General features: G+C 49.3%; 14 protein-coding genes and 1 riboswitch. Of the genes, 2 read left to right on the forward strand and 12 right to left on the reverse strand.

What is annotated here, in order from left to right; genetic code table 11:
• Positions 1-4: 4 nt before the first annotated feature.
• From EL361_RS08850 to EL361_RS08905, 12 genes are all read right to left on the reverse strand, one after another.
• The gene (locus EL361_RS08850) at positions 5-1,735 is read right to left on the reverse strand and encodes a ShlB/FhaC/HecB family hemolysin secretion/activation protein (protein WP_126378639.1); all 1,731 of its coding nucleotides are present in this window, start codon (positions 1,733-1,735) and stop codon (positions 5-7) included.
• Between the two features lie 114 nt (positions 1,736-1,849).
• A riboswitch (cyclic di-GMP riboswitch) is annotated at positions 1,850-1,924 on the reverse strand.
• Between the two features lie 729 nt (positions 1,925-2,653).
• Positions 2,654-3,445, reverse strand: a complete 792-nt coding sequence (gene proC, locus EL361_RS08855) for a pyrroline-5-carboxylate reductase (RefSeq protein ID WP_126378642.1) — start codon at positions 3,443-3,445, stop codon at positions 2,654-2,656.
• Between the two features lie 14 nt (positions 3,446-3,459).
• The gene (gene lpxB / locus EL361_RS08860) at positions 3,460-4,566 is read right to left on the reverse strand and encodes a lipid-A-disaccharide synthase (protein ID WP_126378644.1); all 1,107 of its coding nucleotides are present in this window, start codon (positions 4,564-4,566) and stop codon (positions 3,460-3,462) included.
• Positions 4,556-5,431 (reverse strand): DMT family transporter, encoded by an 876-nt coding sequence (locus tag EL361_RS08865; protein ID WP_126378646.1) that lies wholly within the window; start codon positions 5,429-5,431, stop codon positions 4,556-4,558. The genes lpxB and EL361_RS08865 overlap by 11 nt, the downstream gene beginning before the upstream one ends.
• A gap of 102 nt (positions 5,432-5,533) precedes the next feature.
• Complete coding sequence (locus tag EL361_RS08870) at positions 5,534-6,850, reverse strand: MFS transporter (RefSeq protein ID WP_126378648.1); 1,317 nt, start codon at positions 6,848-6,850, stop codon at positions 5,534-5,536.
• A gap of 63 nt (positions 6,851-6,913) precedes the next feature.
• Positions 6,914-7,297 (reverse strand): RidA family protein, encoded by a 384-nt coding sequence (locus EL361_RS08875; RefSeq protein ID WP_126378650.1) that lies wholly within the window; start codon positions 7,295-7,297, stop codon positions 6,914-6,916.
• 102 nt (positions 7,298-7,399) lie between these two features.
• The gene (locus EL361_RS08880) at positions 7,400-8,725 is read right to left on the reverse strand and encodes an NAD(P)/FAD-dependent oxidoreductase (protein WP_126378652.1); all 1,326 of its coding nucleotides are present in this window, start codon (positions 8,723-8,725) and stop codon (positions 7,400-7,402) included.
• Between the two features lie 38 nt (positions 8,726-8,763).
• On the reverse strand, positions 8,764-10,911 hold the full coding sequence (locus EL361_RS08885; protein ID WP_126378654.1) for an acetate--CoA ligase family protein: 2,148 nt from the start codon (positions 10,909-10,911) through the stop codon (positions 8,764-8,766).
• Positions 10,912-10,962: 51 nt separating this feature from the next.
• Complete coding sequence (locus EL361_RS08890; protein ID WP_126378656.1) at positions 10,963-11,178, reverse strand: 4Fe-4S binding protein; 216 nt, start codon at positions 11,176-11,178, stop codon at positions 10,963-10,965.
• Complete coding sequence (locus EL361_RS08895; protein WP_126378658.1) at positions 11,171-11,728, reverse strand: 2-oxoacid:acceptor oxidoreductase family protein; 558 nt, start codon at positions 11,726-11,728, stop codon at positions 11,171-11,173. The genes EL361_RS08890 and EL361_RS08895 overlap by 8 nt, the downstream gene beginning before the upstream one ends.
• Positions 11,718-12,479, reverse strand: coding sequence for a thiamine pyrophosphate-dependent enzyme (locus tag EL361_RS08900; protein WP_126378660.1), 762 nt, complete (start codon positions 12,477-12,479; stop codon positions 11,718-11,720). Before EL361_RS08900 ends, EL361_RS08895 begins: the two co-directional genes overlap by 11 nt.
• A gap of 3 nt (positions 12,480-12,482) precedes the next feature.
• Complete coding sequence (locus tag EL361_RS08905; RefSeq protein WP_126378662.1) at positions 12,483-13,553, reverse strand: pyruvate ferredoxin oxidoreductase; 1,071 nt, start codon at positions 13,551-13,553, stop codon at positions 12,483-12,485.
• A 489-nt stretch (positions 13,554-14,042) separates the two neighbouring features.
• Here EL361_RS08905 and EL361_RS08910 point away from each other — a divergent pair, with 489 nt between their 5' ends.
• Together EL361_RS08910 and EL361_RS08915 are read left to right on the forward strand one after the other, a co-directional pair.
• On the forward strand, positions 14,043-15,608 hold the full coding sequence (locus tag EL361_RS08910) for a BCCT family transporter (RefSeq protein WP_172961683.1): 1,566 nt from the start codon (positions 14,043-14,045) through the stop codon (positions 15,606-15,608).
• A gap of 90 nt (positions 15,609-15,698) precedes the next feature.
• Complete coding sequence (locus tag EL361_RS08915; RefSeq protein WP_126378666.1) at positions 15,699-16,520, forward strand: IclR family transcriptional regulator; 822 nt, start codon at positions 15,699-15,701, stop codon at positions 16,518-16,520.
• Positions 16,521-16,639: the final 119 nt, after the last annotated feature.

Below are 16,639 nucleotides of genomic sequence, written 5' to 3' on the forward strand. Positions count from 1 at the left end.
TCCCCTAGAACGTCACGGTCACGGCGCTATAGATTTCGAAATCGTCTTTATCGAGAAAGTCGGGGGCGGCCAGGGCCTTGGCAAAGGTCACGCTGGCGCTCAACTCGCCCAGAGTCCGCAGGCCCAGGGCAACACCCTGCACACGGCCCCGTTCATACGGGTCATCCTCATCCCCAAGGATCATCCCGTAGTCGTAGCCAGCGAAGAATTCGCAGGCCGAGATCTTGTCAGTTCGGTAGTTCTGAAACGGCAGTTGCCAGGAGAGCTCGTTGCGGATGTAGCCCCCACTATCTCCGCTCAGGCTGTCGGCTGAGAAGCCACGGACGGTGTAGCGGCTGCCGATGGACATGCGCTCGGCGCTGTACATGGAATCCGGGCTGTACTGTGCACGGAGGGTCGAGCTCCACATCAGGGATTGACCCGCGATGGGCACCGGATGGTAGTAGCTCAGGTTGCCTTCCCACTTGGTGTATTTGGGGGTGGGCACGCCATCGCCCGCAAGAGGCTCCGAAGAACCCAGGAACTCTGCGCCCCAGTGGTATTCAAGGCCCATACTCAGCGAACCGCCCAACAAGCGACGGGTATGGCTGGCCCTGAGGCCGACGTCGGTGGTCTCATAGCTGCTGGCCACCAGGCGAACGCCCTCGATCAGGCTCTCCACCTCGCGGTGCTCCACACCGATGCCCAGAGATGTTTTGCTGTCGGCATCACGGTGGATTACGCGGTCGATGCCCAGCGATTGCACCGTGGTGTCACCCTCGTTGGTGAATTCCTGAGTCGTGCCGAAGAGCGTGGTGGTGTAGTTGAATTTGCTGGCAGATAGGCTGACGGTCCAATACCCGAGAGGCAGGGACCAATAGGCCGAGAGGCTTTGGCTATCCCTGGCGTGTCCACTCGTTTCCCAAGGCAAAGGCGTGGCGGAATAGCTCAGGGACAGCATGTCGCTGACCCCGATGAAGTTGTCTTTCTCGAAGCTCAGAGAGTACTGGTTTCTGCCCGTGGATTTCTGGCCGGAGTCATCCCAGCCCAGCAAGATACGCCAGCTTTTGGCGGGCTCGTTGCTGATGGCGACGATGCTCTGCCCCGGCTCACTGCCGGGGACGAGTTTCATGGTGGCGTTGTTGCAGGACAGGCGATTGAACTGATCCAGCCCCTGCTCCAGGTCACGCAGATTGAGCGGATCGCCGGTGAGCCCCATGAAGGGGCCGAGCAGCTGGTTCTGCTTCTTGCCCGAGCCGTCGTTCAGCTTGATGCCTTCGATGCGACCTTCTATGACCTTGAGCTCGAGGGTACCGCCGGAGATATCCTGCTCCGGCAGATAGGCACGGGTGGTCACAAAGCCGCGGTCGACGTATTCGTTGGTGATGGCCTTGAGCAGTTCGTTGGTGTCCGCAAGGGTCAGGCAGCGGCCTGTATAGTTGGAGGTCATGCCCGCAATGACGCTATCGGAAATCAGCGTAACGCCTGTGACATTGATGGTCTCGACATCAAAGCAGGTGGCATCGTCCAGCGGCGCAGACGGAGGCTCCTTCTGCAATTCAATGCCTGAAGGTGGCTGCCTGGTTTGCTGTTCCAGCTGCTCCTGGCGAGCGCGGCGGCGCTCTTCCTCACGCTGAAGGATGCGTTCCTGAACCCGCCCTGCGTCCTGAACGGACTGGGCGAAGGCCATCCCCTGAAATGCCAACAGCATGGCAGCAAAGGCCATAGCTGTAGCGCAAGCTTTCCCCAAAGCCATAGATATTTCCCCTTTGAATCCCCCAAGCAAGGGCCGCAGAAAGCCCAGAGCGTATGGAAAACTCAAAGGTAGAAAAACAAAAAGGAATGAAGGGCGAGAATAAAGAGAGGTACCCTTGGCAACCCGGCTGTCTTCGTAAGACCCGTGGCTTTCCGTCCCTGCTTCTCAACAGGTTTGGCTTTAGCTTGGCAATGATCAACAGATTGTTCGATATCCAAAGACTAGAGACAAGTCAACGCAAAGGCTATCACTGCTGAAGATTTCTTCATGTTTCCCAAGAAAGGGGAAGATGGGCTCCATGATCGTTTGCCCAAGCCTACTATCCCCCCAAACGCCACTCTCAATCTGCTCCAAATTTGCTCCACTCACCCTGCTATCGGGTGATGAAAGACGATTATTAGAAATTTTTTGAGATACCGATTTAATTCAAAATAGATCTATAACGCACTGTCATAATTGATCTTTGCATACCCCCTCCAAGCCGACAGCCGGGGGTTCGAATCCTCCCTGGCGCACCAAAGATTTCAAGGGGTTACGGTTAACAACCGTAGCCCCTTTCTCGTTTTCGGATAAGTATGCTGCGTGCCAGGGGCAACTCGCTCATTACCTCGGCAAAGATTGATCGAACTGTTACAAGCCTGTAGCCACGCCCCAGAAGAGCACATCTTCCAAGCGTGCGGCGAAGCCCCAAAAAGTCACTATCCAATAGTGACATGCGTCTTTTTCTGGTCATATCCTGTCGTCTTTATGACCAGAAAAACTAACATAAAAGTGCCCCCCCCTTTTCAGGGGCGGGGGTGGCCAATCACATCTTTAGGAAGGACTCAAAATCACCTGAAGCGGTTCATGGATAACAATGCGTGACTGAAAGTGATGATTGATCCCAATACAAATTCATCATTCGGCAATAGCCACGTATCAACCAAGCTCCATACTGCGGTCATAAGCCATACGGATTGCATCCATGATATTCCCGCGCACGGCAGTCCGATCAAAATGGGCTAAAGCAGCGATGGTCGTCCCGGCGGGAGCAATGGACATTTCCTTAAGCATGCTGACATGCTCTTCTGAATGTTCCGCCATAAGGCTGGCACCACTGAAAAGCTTTTTTACCATTCGGGAGGAAATGTCCCGGTGCAGTCCTAGCTCTACTCCTGATTCTATCATTGTTTCAATAAGGTAAAAGATGAAAGCAGGACCCGAACCTATGACAGCTGTAAACACATCGAACTGATCCTCAGCAAGGACATGAACGTCTCCGGAATTCCGAAAAAGATCCTGAATGAACTTCTTTTGCTTTTCAGAAATGGTCGCATCATCCAAGCAGATGGCGGTAACACCCTCTTTGATCAAAACCGGAGTGTTAGGCATGGCTCGGATAATCGGGCAAATGCTTTGGGTACTTTCTTTCAGAGTACTCAAAGTCAATCCTGCAGCAATGGAGACAAGGCATTTCTCCTTCGTCAAAGCAGGAATCATTTCAGGCCATATTCCATGAACCTGCTGCGGCTTTACAGCCAAAACAATGAAGTCTGATTTTTCAGTTATCTCCTGTACGCTACGGCAAGGAATAAGGCCCGTCTCTTGCGCCAATTCTTCCAATTTGCCCCTGGTCTTATTCAAACCATAAAGAGTAATATCGTCCACTTCCGAAAGGGCTCTGATGATGGCCCCGCCCATATTCCCCGTTCCGATAAAGCCAATTTTCACTTCACCCCCCCCTTTTATTGCGCCAAAATTGTTTCTGCTGCGGTCTTAATCCCGCCAGAGGGTCCTGCAATATGACGCATTTCTTGCAATTTGTTACGCAACTCCGACAATATATTGGGATTATTCAGCCAGGCGATAATCTGTTGATAATAGCTCTCAGCATTGGCTTTTTCTTGTAAATATTCAGGGAATAACTCTTTTTGAAATAGGATATTGGTCAAGCTGACAAACTTTGAAAATGCCAACTTACGCAGGATGAACGCTGCAGGGCGATCAATTTTATAGGACACGATGGTTGGAGTACCGATAAGGGCAGTTTCGAGAGTTGCCGTTCCCGATGCCGCCAAAATCAAGCAAGATTTACGAATCATCTGATACCGCTCTTCAGGTTCCACGATGTTCATGGGCAGATGATCTGGCCAAAATTGTTGTAAGTATTTTTTGTTTATCCCTGGAGCGCGGGCGACAGAGAACGTTACCCAAGGCTTCTTCTGATGAACCCTGGAAGCAACCGAGGCAAAATCAGGCAACAAAAAGGAAATTTCTTTTTTCCTGCTGCCCGGCATAATGCCTATATGGTGATGATCCGGGTCTAATTTATCCAAAGATCGCAGGGGAATTACGTCTAGAAGAGGATGTCCCGCATATAAGGCTCGGCAGCCTCTTTCGTGAAAATATTCGGGCTCGAATGGCAGTGCGCAAATGATATTGTGCACATATCGTTGCATATTCTTCATACCTTGCTGCTTCCAGGCCCAGAATTGAGGTGCCATGAAATAATACACAGGAATGTTCATGGCATGTGCGGTTTTGGCCAGGGGCAAATTAAAATCAGGACAATCCACCATCACAATCGCATCGGGGCGATCCTGCTCCCAAAGTTTGGCGATCTCGCGTTGCAAACGAAATATTCCCGGCAGGCCGCAGAACACATCCCAAAATCCCGAAAAACAAATACGACTCATCGGGAAATGCACATTAGCTCCTGCCTGGGCCAACACAGGCCCCCCCATACCGCCAATCTCGAGTGTTGGGCACTGCCGCAACAACTCACGAGCCAAAGCTCCGGCACACATATCACCAGAGGCTTCGCTGCAATTGATCCATATCTTACGAATCATTGGTACCCTTTAGTTCCAAAGACAGCATGAAAACAGCGAGGATAATCAAGGAAAACCCAGCCCATCCCGCCAAGGTGAAATTTTCACCAAAAAAGCAGCAGACCCAAACCGTCCCCAAGATGGGTTCCAGGTTGCAAAACACAGCGACATGGACTTGGGGGATACGTTTCAAACTTTGTCCGTAAGCCCAAAATGCCATGTAACCAGTAAACAGGGCTGTCATCACAACGACAGACCATGTCTGTGTGGAATAGGGGACATTAAAATGGATGAAAGGAAGTAAAACCAGAGATCCACCCAATTGCAGATATGTATAGAGGACTTCAGTGCTGTATTGCTTTTGCCAATACTTGAAAAACGGATACTGCATGGCATATATAAGGCCAGAAGCCAAACCACAAGAAACACCTGTAGCCGATGTTTCAGTTTGCAGACTCCCCCCAGAGAAACACACAAATGTCACTCCAACCAGTGCGACAACGATTGCCAACCATCTTCGCCGCGACACGACTTCACGCGAAATAAATCGTGAGAATACAGCAACCCAAACTGGAGCAGTATACAATAGGATTTCTCCCATGGCTGCACCGTTGTATTGCATTGACATGAAAAATACATAAAAAAGTCCGCCTATGCTCAGCATCCCCCAAAGCATAAACAGCAGCGCCCGGCTAGGCTTGATCTTCAATGAGTACGAGTAGGACGCATGGATTCCAAAACAAATACATCCGATGGAGGCCCGCCAAAAAGATATTTCCAAGGGGGAAAGCCCAGCTGCAAATAAAATTTTTGAAAAAAGGGTCATTAATGACCAGCAAAATGCAGCCAGGACGGCGAACCCGTAGCCAGATGAAATTCTTATCATGTCTTAATTCTTCGCTATATTAGAATCATCAGCCCATACGAGGTGATGCCCCCCGACCTAAGCCGAGGGACATCACCATGGCGTAATTACACCTAATACGGGTTATGACTTAGCAAATTTAGGGGAAGTTTCAGGGGCCAAGAGCTGGCAGACAACACCACCGATCACCAGCGAAGCAATACAGCACCCCAGGGTGACGGTAACTCCATACTGCTCAGTAACAACAGGAAGCATCCAGGTTCCCATACCGGCACCAATACGGCTGAAGGCAATGGTCAGACCAACGCCCGAGCCGCGGAGTTCCGTAGGGAAAAGTTCGGGCGGATACAGCCACTCAGCAACAATAGAGATAGCGAGAACAGTAGAGAAAGACCCAAGCAGAACAAATGCCAGCGTGGTAGGCATATTAGGCCAAACGGTCATCAGGGTCAGAATCGCCGCAGCACCGTAGAATGTCCACAGCAGAAACGCACGACGGGAGATCTTGTCGGCGATCATGATACCAATCAGAACACCAACCATGGTGAAACCGTTGTACAGCATCCCAGAGGCATGAGGGTTGGCGATGTTCAATCCCTTCACAACGACCGGCAGGAAAATGCTGATGGCAAAGAAAGGAAGCACCTGACAGAGGAAGAAAACACAGGAAGTAACAGTACTACGCCACAGCTCAGGGCTGAACAGCCTGAAGAAAGAGGCGGAGACGACTTTCTCTTTTTCTTCCGGCAGAGCATAATTTGCCCCAAGATGCTTGTGAACCAGTGCCAGTGCATCACCAACACGCTTCTTGGCCAACATCCAGGACGGCGACTCGGGGGACCCCAGGCGCACAACAAGGGTAATAAAAGCGAAGATAGCAGAAGAAGCGATAATCCAGCGCCATCCATTCTCTCCCATATCTCCCATGGAAGCGATGAAAAGACCGGCGAAGTAGGAAATGATGTATCCAAATGTCCAGGCAGCCATAAGCCAGGCCATCATCTTCGTACGAATCCGCTCGGGAGTCCATTCGCTGAGCAGTGCGACACCGACGGTATAGTCGGCTCCCACACACATGCCAAGAAGGAACCTGACAACAACAAGGAGCGTCGGATCTGACAAGAAAAATTGAAGAACCGACAAGACCAGGCAGAAAAAGGACACGAACATGTACGTCGCCCTTCTTCCAACACGGTCAATGATAATTCCGGTCAACAGGCTTCCGAGCAGAATCCCAAAAAGAGCTCCGGCTCCAATCAGCCCCATCCAGTAGCCGTCCAGCCCCAGAGCACCGGTGGCGTAGGTCAAGGCAATGCCGACAATACCGAGAACGTATCCATCACAGACTTGGCCCATAAAGGTGCCAATTGCTATTTTTTTATGAACGGGACTAAAAGGAGCATCTTCATATTTCACACTGTTCTGGCCTGTTGTTACCATTGTGTTCCTCTCCTCATCGGTAATACATTACGATTTGAAATCCCAACTTCTCACGGCAATTTTCTACTCTGATTCCTTATAAGCTATTGCATCCAACTCAAGAAGACATCCGTGGGCAATCTCACTGGCCCCCAAGCAGAGTCGCGCCGGACGGTGTTCGCCCATAAAATCAGCATAGACTTCATTGAAACCATCAAAATCATCCATGCTGGTCAAAAACACATTAACTTTGACAATATCTGAAATTTCAAGACCTGCAGCATCAAGAACTGATTTCAGATTATACAACGTCTGAAAGGCTTGCTCCTTGATAGTCACACCTACGACATTCCCGTTGACAGGATGAAAAGGTACTTGCCCGCAGGTGTAATATGTATTTCCAGCTTTAACACAGTGACAGTAAGGGCCTATTACTTCACATGATTCTGCCGAATTAAAGAATTCCATTTCAAACTCCTTTGGATAATAGGACTCCTGCAGGAAGGATGCTGGGTGGGGTGTATCAGCATCCTTCCTGTTATGCAGGAGTAGGCGAGGGTTGAGGCAGTATTAGATTTCTTTCTTGGCACAAAGCTCTTCGTAGAAGAGTCTGGCTTCTGCACCAATAGTCAGGAACGGTTCCGGCGGGAGCCGTTTGGGAGTGGAGATTCTCTTGAGGAAATCAAGATTCTGACTCGACATACCGCTGACCCATTCAGCCAGGTAGTAGCCAAGCAGGCTTGTCTTGGCGACGCCAGCACCTTCACCGCATGCTGAAGCAAAAACGGTGGGATGCTGCTGCATCATCAAGGGCCGGTAGTTCATGGTCATGTTAATCATTCCACCATAAACGAACTCAAAATTAACATGCTTGAGTTCCGGGAAACGATTCTCATAAGCTTTACGCAATTTTGGAATTGCCCTCTGGATGCGCTGATGAGAGGTCGTGAGATTCGTCGCAAAGGAGAAACCATTGCGCACATAAATACGGTTGTCTCTGGTAAATCGGACAGTGGTTCCGGCGGGATGCCCAGCGGTACAGCCCCAGGGCTTGACGCCTTCCATATGCCGCATTTCCTCCTCAGTGAACTGGCGGGTGAATGCCCCGTAAGAAAGCACCGGGCAAAACACCTTCTTACCAATGCCGAATTCCTGGATAAACGGCCCACCAGTGACCAGAACGAATTTACCCTGAACTCTCCTGCCGCTTCTGAGCACAATGCCGGTCGGGCTGCCTTCGTCGATGCGCATGACCGGGCTCTCTTCGAAAACATCCACATTCTCAGGCATCACAGTAAACATGGCCCGCAAAACGTCCGCAGGATTGATGAGCACGGTACCAGAGGTGTACAAAGCTTTCTTGTAATACCTGGTGCCGGTGCGCCGATACAAATCCTCGCCCTCAACAACCTCATAAGAGCAATTCATCTTTTTGAGCTCTTCAATCTCATGCTCAATCAGTTTAAAGCTCTTTGTCTCGGCGCAGCACAGATACTTTCCACAATGATCCCAGTCCACATCTTCAATGCCCTTCTCTTTAATGGTGTCTTCCATCCACTTAATGATGAAGGTATTCAATTCAAAGTATTTCTTGTTGTCTTCAAAAGAAGAAGCGCCCTGATCACCAAAATCATGCGGCACATCAATGATGAAACCAGCATTTTTACCACTATCATTATCGCCGATCTTGATAGCCTCAAAAACAGCAATCTTTGAATCGGGATGCAGCTCGGCCAGGCGCCTGGCCGCAGCCTGCCCCCCGTAACCAGCGCCAACAATTATATAGTCATATTCATCTTTGATTTCAGAGTGATCTTTGAAATTATGATGCTTGTATGCAGACATTTCGACCCAGCTCTGACCAGTCGTCGTGGGATAAAGCTTTACATCACGCATAGCTCAACTCTCTTATTGTATAGTGTAATTTTGATATATTAACCGTGCAAAACGATTCTTGCATCTGCAATGGACAAACTTTTTTCCAATGCAAAAACAGGGTTGAGGTCAACCTCTGCAATATCGCGCAACTCGTTCACCATCTGCGAGATAATGCATACTGTTTCAGCTAACGCTTCCAAATCGCAAGGCTTGCTACCCCTGGCGCCCTGAAGCATTCCCAACCCTTTAATTTCTCGAATCATGCTACGACAGGAGGGCATATTCACCGGAGCCACCCTGAAGGCCACATCTTTGAGAATTTCCACGAAAATACCGCCCAGACCAAACATCACAGTAGGCCCAAAGGTGTTGTCATGACTTGAACCGATAATGCACTCCACTCCACCGGGGAGCATGGCAGTCATCATGACGCCAAAGATGTCAGCATCAGATTTGTATCTGCGGCCATTCTTCATCAGCTGCTCAAAGGCATCGCGGGCTTTGTCCTCAGAATCAATATTCAGAGCCACACCACCAGCATCGGTCTTGTGCAGGATGTCAGGCGAAACGATCTTCATGACCACTTTACCACCGATTTTCTTATAGAAATCAGCAGCTTCATCTGCATTTGTGGCCAGATAATCTTCCATAATATCAAGGCCGTAGCATCTCAGGACGCTTCTAGCCTCTGTTTCGACAAGATTTGTGCGACCAGATGCTTTGACTGCATTGAGGACAGCTTCGGCTTTTTCCTTGCGATCGGAAGGCATGACCGGCAATTCTTCCCCGGCCTCTTCCTGCAAGGATTTCTTGAGGTCACTGTAACCAGCGAGCACGCCCATGGTTCTTACCGCTGCATCAACAGCTCCGAAGACCGGCACACCATTTTCACTAATGTATTCAAGACATTCAGGATGTTGCGGCTGATAAATGGACTGCATCACAACAGGCTTGTTGGCTTCGGAAATCTTCTTGACCATGCTCTTGGCCACATCCATTTCCAAAACTCTGAATTCTTCTGACAGGTCGGCATAACCGCCGTACAATCCGACAATAATGACACCGTCCACATCCGGGTCGTCCAAAAGAACATCCAGACAACGATCAAAGACCCACATGTCCGCTTCAGGGGTTCCGGCCAAGTCAACCGGATTCTTGATGGGGCAATGCGGCATCAGGATTTCTTGCAATTTGGCCTGTGTGGCATCGGAGAGGACAGGGGCCTCGAGATTGAACTTTTCAGCAAAATCCGTAGCCATAACGCCGTGTCCACCACCATCGGTCAGTACCGCAATGCGCTTACCATTGGCAGGCTTGCACTTGGAGAACGCCTCGGCGACATCCAACAACTGACCGGGGCTATCGACACGAATGATGCCAGCCTGCTTGAGTGCTGCATCAAAGATCTTCTCGCTACCGGCAAGAGAGCCGGTATGGGAAGCAGCTGCGCGAGCACCCGCTGCACTACGACCAATCTTGATTGCGGCAATGGGAGTTTTCGCAGCTGTTCTTTTGGCAGCTTCGATGAACTTGCGGCCATCTTCCTCGCTCTCAACACGCAGACCTTCCATGTACAGAAGAAGGACTTTAGTCTCGTCATCTGTCTCAACATATTCCACAAAGTCATGGAATCGTAAGTCCATCTGGTTGCCAATGGTTGCCCAGCAGCTGTAGCCGAGGTTCCTGGACTTGGCATTGAAGTTGATATCAATACCAAAGTTTCCGCTTTGCAGAACCAGGCTCATGGGACCAGGAGCCAAATCGATGATACTTGCGTTCATGCTTTTGGCCGCGCTGTATGTGCCCATGCAGTTCGGACCCTGTACTCGCATATTACCCTTACGAGCGATTTCGAGCATCTTGCGTTCCAGCTCTTTCCCTTCTGGTCCGGTTTCACCAAAACCAGTGGAAACGACAATGGCGCTCTTTACACCCTTCTCAACGCACTGTTCCATGACAGACAGGATAAATTTGGGAGCGATGGCAATAATGGCCAGATCAACTTCTCCGGGCACTTCGAGAATATCCGGATAGGTGGGAAGGCCAAAAAGTTCGCCACCGGAACGGGAAACAAAATAGATGTCTCCTTCAAACTTATTTTCAACCAGGCTTTTTGCTGTCCAATACCCGTACTTCTTCGAATTGGAAGAAGCACCAATCAGGGCAACACTTTTAGGTTGAAACAGAGGAAGCAGATCACTCATGGACTAACTCCTTATTGGCTCCATTCCCGACAAAGCGAGGATGGAACATCATTATTTTTCAGCGACGACACCAATGGCCATGTCAGGACAAATCATGCCGCAAATATCACAAAGAACACATTTTTCAGGATTTTCCTGAATCACGTAATTGTAGCCTTGAGCATTGATTTTGCCGCCAATAGCAAGAACGCCCTTAGGACAATTGTCCACGCAAAGACCGCATGCCTTACAGCGACGGGCATCAATGATATGTCTTTTCTCACTCATTGCCGGACTCCTTTTCCACCGCGGCATACCCTGTGCGCAGCGCTTCTATATTCAAGCCTACAAGCTTAGGCTTTTTAGCTCCGAGAGTTTCTTTCACAACTTCTTCAATTGTTTCCAACTTAAGAATTCCCGTTCCGGCAAGGACTGCTCCCAGCATAACCATGTTGGCGCAACGCACAGTGCCGAGTTCCAGGGCAGTGTCCGAAGCAGACAGGAAGACCTGTTCAAAACCATCAGCATCCTTCGGTGACTCAACCATGGAGCTGTTGGTAAAAAGCATTCCGCCGGGGACGACTCCTTCAAAACAGTTGTCATAGATAGACTGGCTAAGAGCAACTGCAATGTCCGAATCATTTTCAACGATGGGGCTACCGATTGGCTCATCCGAAACAATGACAAAAGCAGTAGAGTCACCACCTCGCTGTTCAATGCCGTAGGTCTGGGTCATGACAACTTTCAGATTTTCCTTAATAGCTCCAAGGCAGACCATTTTCGCCATCAGCGCAGAGCCCTGCCCGCCTGAGCCTGAAAACATACATTTATGCAACATGACCCTGCTCCGTTTCATCTTTGAAGACCTGAGGTTTAAAATAGTCAGTCATCTCCTTACCGCACCGTTCGTAAGAGCCCTTAACATTCAGCTTAAGGCCGGTCGGGCAAGGAACGATCAACTCAACAAACGCATACCCCAAACCCTTGACCTGACAGTCAAACGCTTTCTGAATGCTCTTCTTGGTCTTGCGGACACCCTTGGGAGTGGCGACGGTTTCTCTGGCCAGATATTTCACTCCGGGCATAGCCCTCATCAATTCCGGCACAAGCAGAGGATAGCCCTGCTTACTCACATCCCGTCCCTTGACGGTAGTGGCCGTCACCTGACCTTCCAGAGAAGTGGGAGACATCTGTCCACCAGTCATGCCAAACACGGTGTTATTAACCATGATCGTGGTGATGGGCATGCCTTTGTTGGCTGCATGCAAAAGATCACCAAGACCGATTGCGCTGGTGTCACCATCTCCGGCATATGTGAACACAATATTATCCGGACGGGTCAGCTTGTAGCCGACGGCAAAGGAAGGAGCACGACCATGGGTGGCTTCAATGGCATCAATATCCATATAATGATGGGAGAAACCGCCACAGCCGATGCCCACGATGGCGATGGTCCGTTCCATGATTCCCAGGTTCTCAATGGCCTCAGCCACGAGCCGGGTCACAATGCCATGACCACAGCCAGGACAATAACTGGTCAATTTGTCCAGATTTAAAGTTTTTCCATATTTTGCGCTAAGATTTTCCATTATTTATTCCCCCAGGATTCTGTTTGCTTCGGCAATCATCTCTGCCAGGGTGCACATGGGCATATCACCACCGGTCTTACCGAGAAAATGAACAGGGATTCGGCCGTTTACAGCCAACCTGACATCATCGATCATCTGCCCATGGTTCATTTCGACCACCAGGATATTTTTCACTGAGTCGGGCAGAGCAGCAAAGGCACGGTCCGGGAAAGGCCACAGGGTAATGGGCCTGATAAAGCCGACTTTTTTGCCTTCGGCCCTCATTTTGGCAACCATATCGGTACACATCCGACCATGAATACCGAACGCAGCAATCACGAGGTCAGCGTCTTCAACCTGTTCGGCTTCCCACATCTGCTCGTTGTCGTAGATCTTTTCATACTTGGCGCGGAGCATTTCATTCATTTCATAGCCATCCTGATGAGAATAGCTGCCAGTGATGAGCGCACGCTTGGGGTGATCCTGCGTACCGGTGTAAGCCCAATCTGAAGTATCAAATTCAGCGGAATAGTCATTGTAGGCCGGCAAAGTGGTGGACTCGGTAGTCTGGGCGCTTAAGCCGTCAACCACAAACAAGACCGGAGTCCGGTATTTGTAAGCCAGCCTGACACCATGAGGCATAATATCTGCTATTTCCTGGCCGGAAGCAGGGGCCAGAACAATCACATGATAATCACCATGTGCGCCCCCACGGGTGGCGACAAAGTAATCACTTTGGGCACCAATGATATCACCGTCTCCGGGACCGACTCGCATTGAGTCAAACATGAGACATGGCAGCTCTGCCGCACACATAAAACCGATAGCTTCATGCATCAGAGTCAGGCCTGGCCCGGAGCTGGACGTTGCCACCAAGGTTCCTGTGCAGGCCGCACCGGCCAAGGCACTGGACACAGCCAGCTCACTTTCCATTTGCATCATTTCGCCACCGTACTGGGGCAAAATGACTGCCATGCGCTTCATCACATCCGTGGCCGGAGTAATCGGGTATGCAAAGTGATATTTCACTCCGCAACGAGCGAGACTCTCGGCAAAGGTTTCCGTGTTTTTCAAAAACAAAGTTTCCTGGGTCATACTCACCTCAATGAACTGCTGTTAGGTTCGCTCGTCCAATTGTGACGGCTTGTTCCACGATGCGGTACGTCGTACCACCTGAATAAGCAAAAAAAAACTAAACGCCATTGGCTGTGAATTTTTAAGTACCACAATGCGGCACCTTGTACCACTTGCGGAAACCCTAGCTGAGCCTAATTCCTACGTCAACCCCCTAGAATCAAAAATCTGAACAATTATAAAATTAACATTCCAGAGAGTTAAAGCCCATATTTAAGGATATAATAAACAAGTCAAAAAATTTACAAAACCCCATTGACATCATTTTTTAGTTTCCATACGTTTACCACATGTCGGTACGGAGTTTCACAATAAGACTCTATAGCGAACATCGCACACTAATAGCGCTCCAAAAATCACATCTTGACTCGGACAGCCCCTTCGACAGTGCGCCGAAGCATTCAACAACACGAGTTCATTGCAGATTTTGGAACAAAGCGGAGGATGATTATGCCAGAGGTAAAGACATTGGACGACCGAAGAAAGCTCAACCACTATACCTTCTGGCCCGGATTCATACTCTTGATAGCTGGAATCACCTTAGGCCTGACATATCAGGAAGGCTTGGCGGGAATCCTGAACACAGCCAAGGAATGGATACATTTCAATTTCGGATGGCTTGAAGTCTCGTTGGGAATCATCATTGTCATGTTTACCATCGGGATCGCCTTTTCTCCCATTGGAGATATACGACTAGGAGGTAAAGACGCCAAACCCGAGTTTACCTTTTGGCAGTGGTTTGCTCTATCCCTTTGCGGATGCATCGGCATTGGAATACTTTTTTGGGCCATGGGTGAACCCATCTTTCATATGATGCAACCACCATTGAGCTTGCACATCACGCCAGGATCCAAAGATGCCGGAGTCTTTGCCATCGCTCAAACCACTCTGCATTGGACCATCGCCCAATACTGTTTTTATACCATCTGCGGCGTAGCGATTGCCCTGGTAGGCTTCAACCGTCAGTATCCATTATCAGTAGCTGCGGGTATGTATGCCATTTTCCCAGAAAAATGGCGCCCTGTCGTGGCCCCAACAGTACACGCAATCTGCCTCTTCTCTCTCTGTTGCGCCATCGCCACCAGCATGGGGGCCGGTCTCATGCAGATAGGAAGCGGAACAGGCCATATCTTTGATTACACCCCTGGCCAATGGACCTGGGCTGCCGCAGCAGCCATCATCATTCCAATTTATGTCCTGTCATCGTATTCCGGCCTGAAAAAAGGGATGCGCATCCTATCCTCTGGAACCACACAAGCTTTTTTCTTTTTTATGGCTCTCATTCTTTTCATGGGGCCAACACTGTTCATTCTGGGGATTGGAGTTGAATCATTCGGCTATTTTGCGAATAATTTCTTCCGAAATAGCACGCTGCTCAACACAATGCAGATCAATGACAAATGGCCCATGCAGTGGCTCGTCCCATATATGGAAATCTTTTTCATCTTTGCCCCACTACTGGGGCACTTCCTGGCTCGTATGGGGAAAGGAAGAACCATCCGACAATTTATACTCGTAAATACTATCCCTCCAACAATCTTTTGCCATTTCTGGATTGCCACCTTTGGAGGAACGGCAGTCTTTTTCCAATGGAGCGGACTTGTCGATGTATGGTCCGGCATTCACGAATTTGGCATGGAGTCCATGGTATACATTCTCCTCTCGCAATTCCCCTTCAGTAAAATCCTGATGGGTATATTTGTCGTCACTATTGTATTTTCATTTGCAACCATGACAGACTCTTTGGTTGCAACCTTGGCAATAATATCGACTAAAGGCGTCCGTGCAAGTGAAGAACCTCCTAAAAAACTCAAGATCATCTGGGGTATTGTCACCGGACTTATTGCTTATGTCTTGTGCATATGCGGAGGGATCGAACCCGTTCGCGGCTTAATATCCCTTGCCGGATTCCCCATGATGCTATTTACTTTTGCAATGTGTATTTCACTAGTGAAAGAGGGGATATACCTATTAGACAAACCCGATTGGCTAGACAATAAAACGAAAAGCAACTAACATTCATATGCCCCTCACAACCAATGAGGGGCATATGAATTTCGATCTACAATCCTAAAGCAACAGCAGAATATATTTTCCGGGGATACAATGTCACAGAATGATAAATATTACATGATGCAATCTTTGGAAAAGGCTCTTTTCGTCATTGAGACAATGGCGACTAAAAGCAACTGGAAGCTGAAGACGCTCAACGAGACGTGTTCGATCCCGAAGGGAACCTTGCAACGCATCTTGCGGACTCTGGAAGAGCTTGGCTATGTACAGCAGCTTGAACGCGGTGGGGCTTACGCACTGACATTAAAGTTTCACAAATTGGGCAAGCAAATTGCTTCACAAAGCAACATCACATCATTGCTGCAACCAATCCTACAAAACCTGCGAAATAAGGTTAATGAGACTGTAAACTTAAGTATTCTTTCCGGTGTGGACATGGTCGTCGTCCATCAAATAACGTCAAGCCATGCCTTGCAGATGGATTCAATAATTGGAACATCTTTCCCTGCCTATATTTCTGCATCAGGAAAGGTCTTTTTGTCATTCCTGCCAGAAGATGAACTGCGAAATTTCATCAAAGAATTGCGACGCAGCAACGCTGACGTCAACACAGACAAAATAAACATCATCTACAAAGAAATCGAATCCATCCGCAAACAAGGCTTTGGATTGGATTTTGAGGAATTATTCAAAGGGCTACGATGCATTGCAGCACCTGTCTTTGATGATTCAGGAAAAATCATTGCCACAATCAGCTGTTCTGTTCCCACGGTACGCCTGGACAGATCTTTTTCCCGGAAACTTCTTCAGGAAATACCACTGGCCGCTGCAGAAGCCTCTAGACTCTTTCAAGCTCCAGAGCGTTCATTCGATGCTGATATTGATGAGGTCGCTGAATTACTTGTAGCGCCATAGATTGAGCATAAGACCAGAGCCCCCCTCTCCGTCGACCTCAAGCCCAGCCATAACGCACGCCGGATTTCATGCGTGACGTGTGTCTCTTGAACACCTTAACGACTTAACAGACCCAAAAC

The sequence above is a fragment of the Desulfovibrio ferrophilus genome (genome assembly GCF_003966735.1).
GTDB classification, from domain to species: domain Bacteria; phylum Desulfobacterota; class Desulfovibrionia; order Desulfovibrionales; family Desulfovibrionaceae; genus Desulfovibrio_Q; species Desulfovibrio_Q ferrophilus.

Bases quoted from the DNA above. Each gene is read 5' to 3' on its own strand.
- EL361_RS08850 (WP_126378639.1), bottom strand. From the start codon at position 1,735: ATGGCTTTGGGGAAAGCTTGCGCTACAGCTATGGCCTTTGCTGCCATG.
- lpxB (WP_126378644.1), bottom strand. From the start codon at position 4,566: ATGATTCGTAAGATATGGATCAATTGCAGCGAAGCCTCTGGTGATATG.
- EL361_RS08865 (WP_126378646.1), bottom strand. From the start codon at position 5,431: ATGATAAGAATTTCATCTGGCTACGGGTTCGCCGTCCTGGCTGCATTT.
- EL361_RS08870 (WP_126378648.1), bottom strand. From the start codon at position 6,850: ATGGTAACAACAGGCCAGAACAGTGTGAAATATGAAGATGCTCCTTTT.
- EL361_RS08875 (WP_126378650.1), bottom strand. From the start codon at position 7,297: ATGGAATTCTTTAATTCGGCAGAATCATGTGAAGTAATAGGCCCTTAC.
- EL361_RS08880 (WP_126378652.1), bottom strand. From the start codon at position 8,725: ATGCGTGATGTAAAGCTTTATCCCACGACGACTGGTCAGAGCTGGGTC.
- EL361_RS08885 (WP_126378654.1), bottom strand. From the start codon at position 10,911: ATGAGTGATCTGCTTCCTCTGTTTCAACCTAAAAGTGTTGCCCTGATT.
- EL361_RS08890 (WP_126378656.1), bottom strand. From the start codon at position 11,178: ATGAGTGAGAAAAGACATATCATTGATGCCCGTCGCTGTAAGGCATGC.
- EL361_RS08895 (WP_126378658.1), bottom strand. From the start codon at position 11,728: ATGTTGCATAAATGTATGTTTTCAGGCTCAGGCGGGCAGGGCTCTGCG.
- EL361_RS08900 (WP_126378660.1), bottom strand. From the start codon at position 12,479: ATGGAAAATCTTAGCGCAAAATATGGAAAAACTTTAAATCTGGACAAA.
- EL361_RS08905 (WP_126378662.1), bottom strand. From the start codon at position 13,553: ATGACCCAGGAAACTTTGTTTTTGAAAAACACGGAAACCTTTGCCGAG.
- EL361_RS08910 (WP_172961683.1), top strand. From the start codon at position 14,043: ATGCCAGAGGTAAAGACATTGGACGACCGAAGAAAGCTCAACCACTAT.
- EL361_RS08915 (WP_126378666.1), top strand. From the start codon at position 15,699: ATGTCACAGAATGATAAATATTACATGATGCAATCTTTGGAAAAGGCT.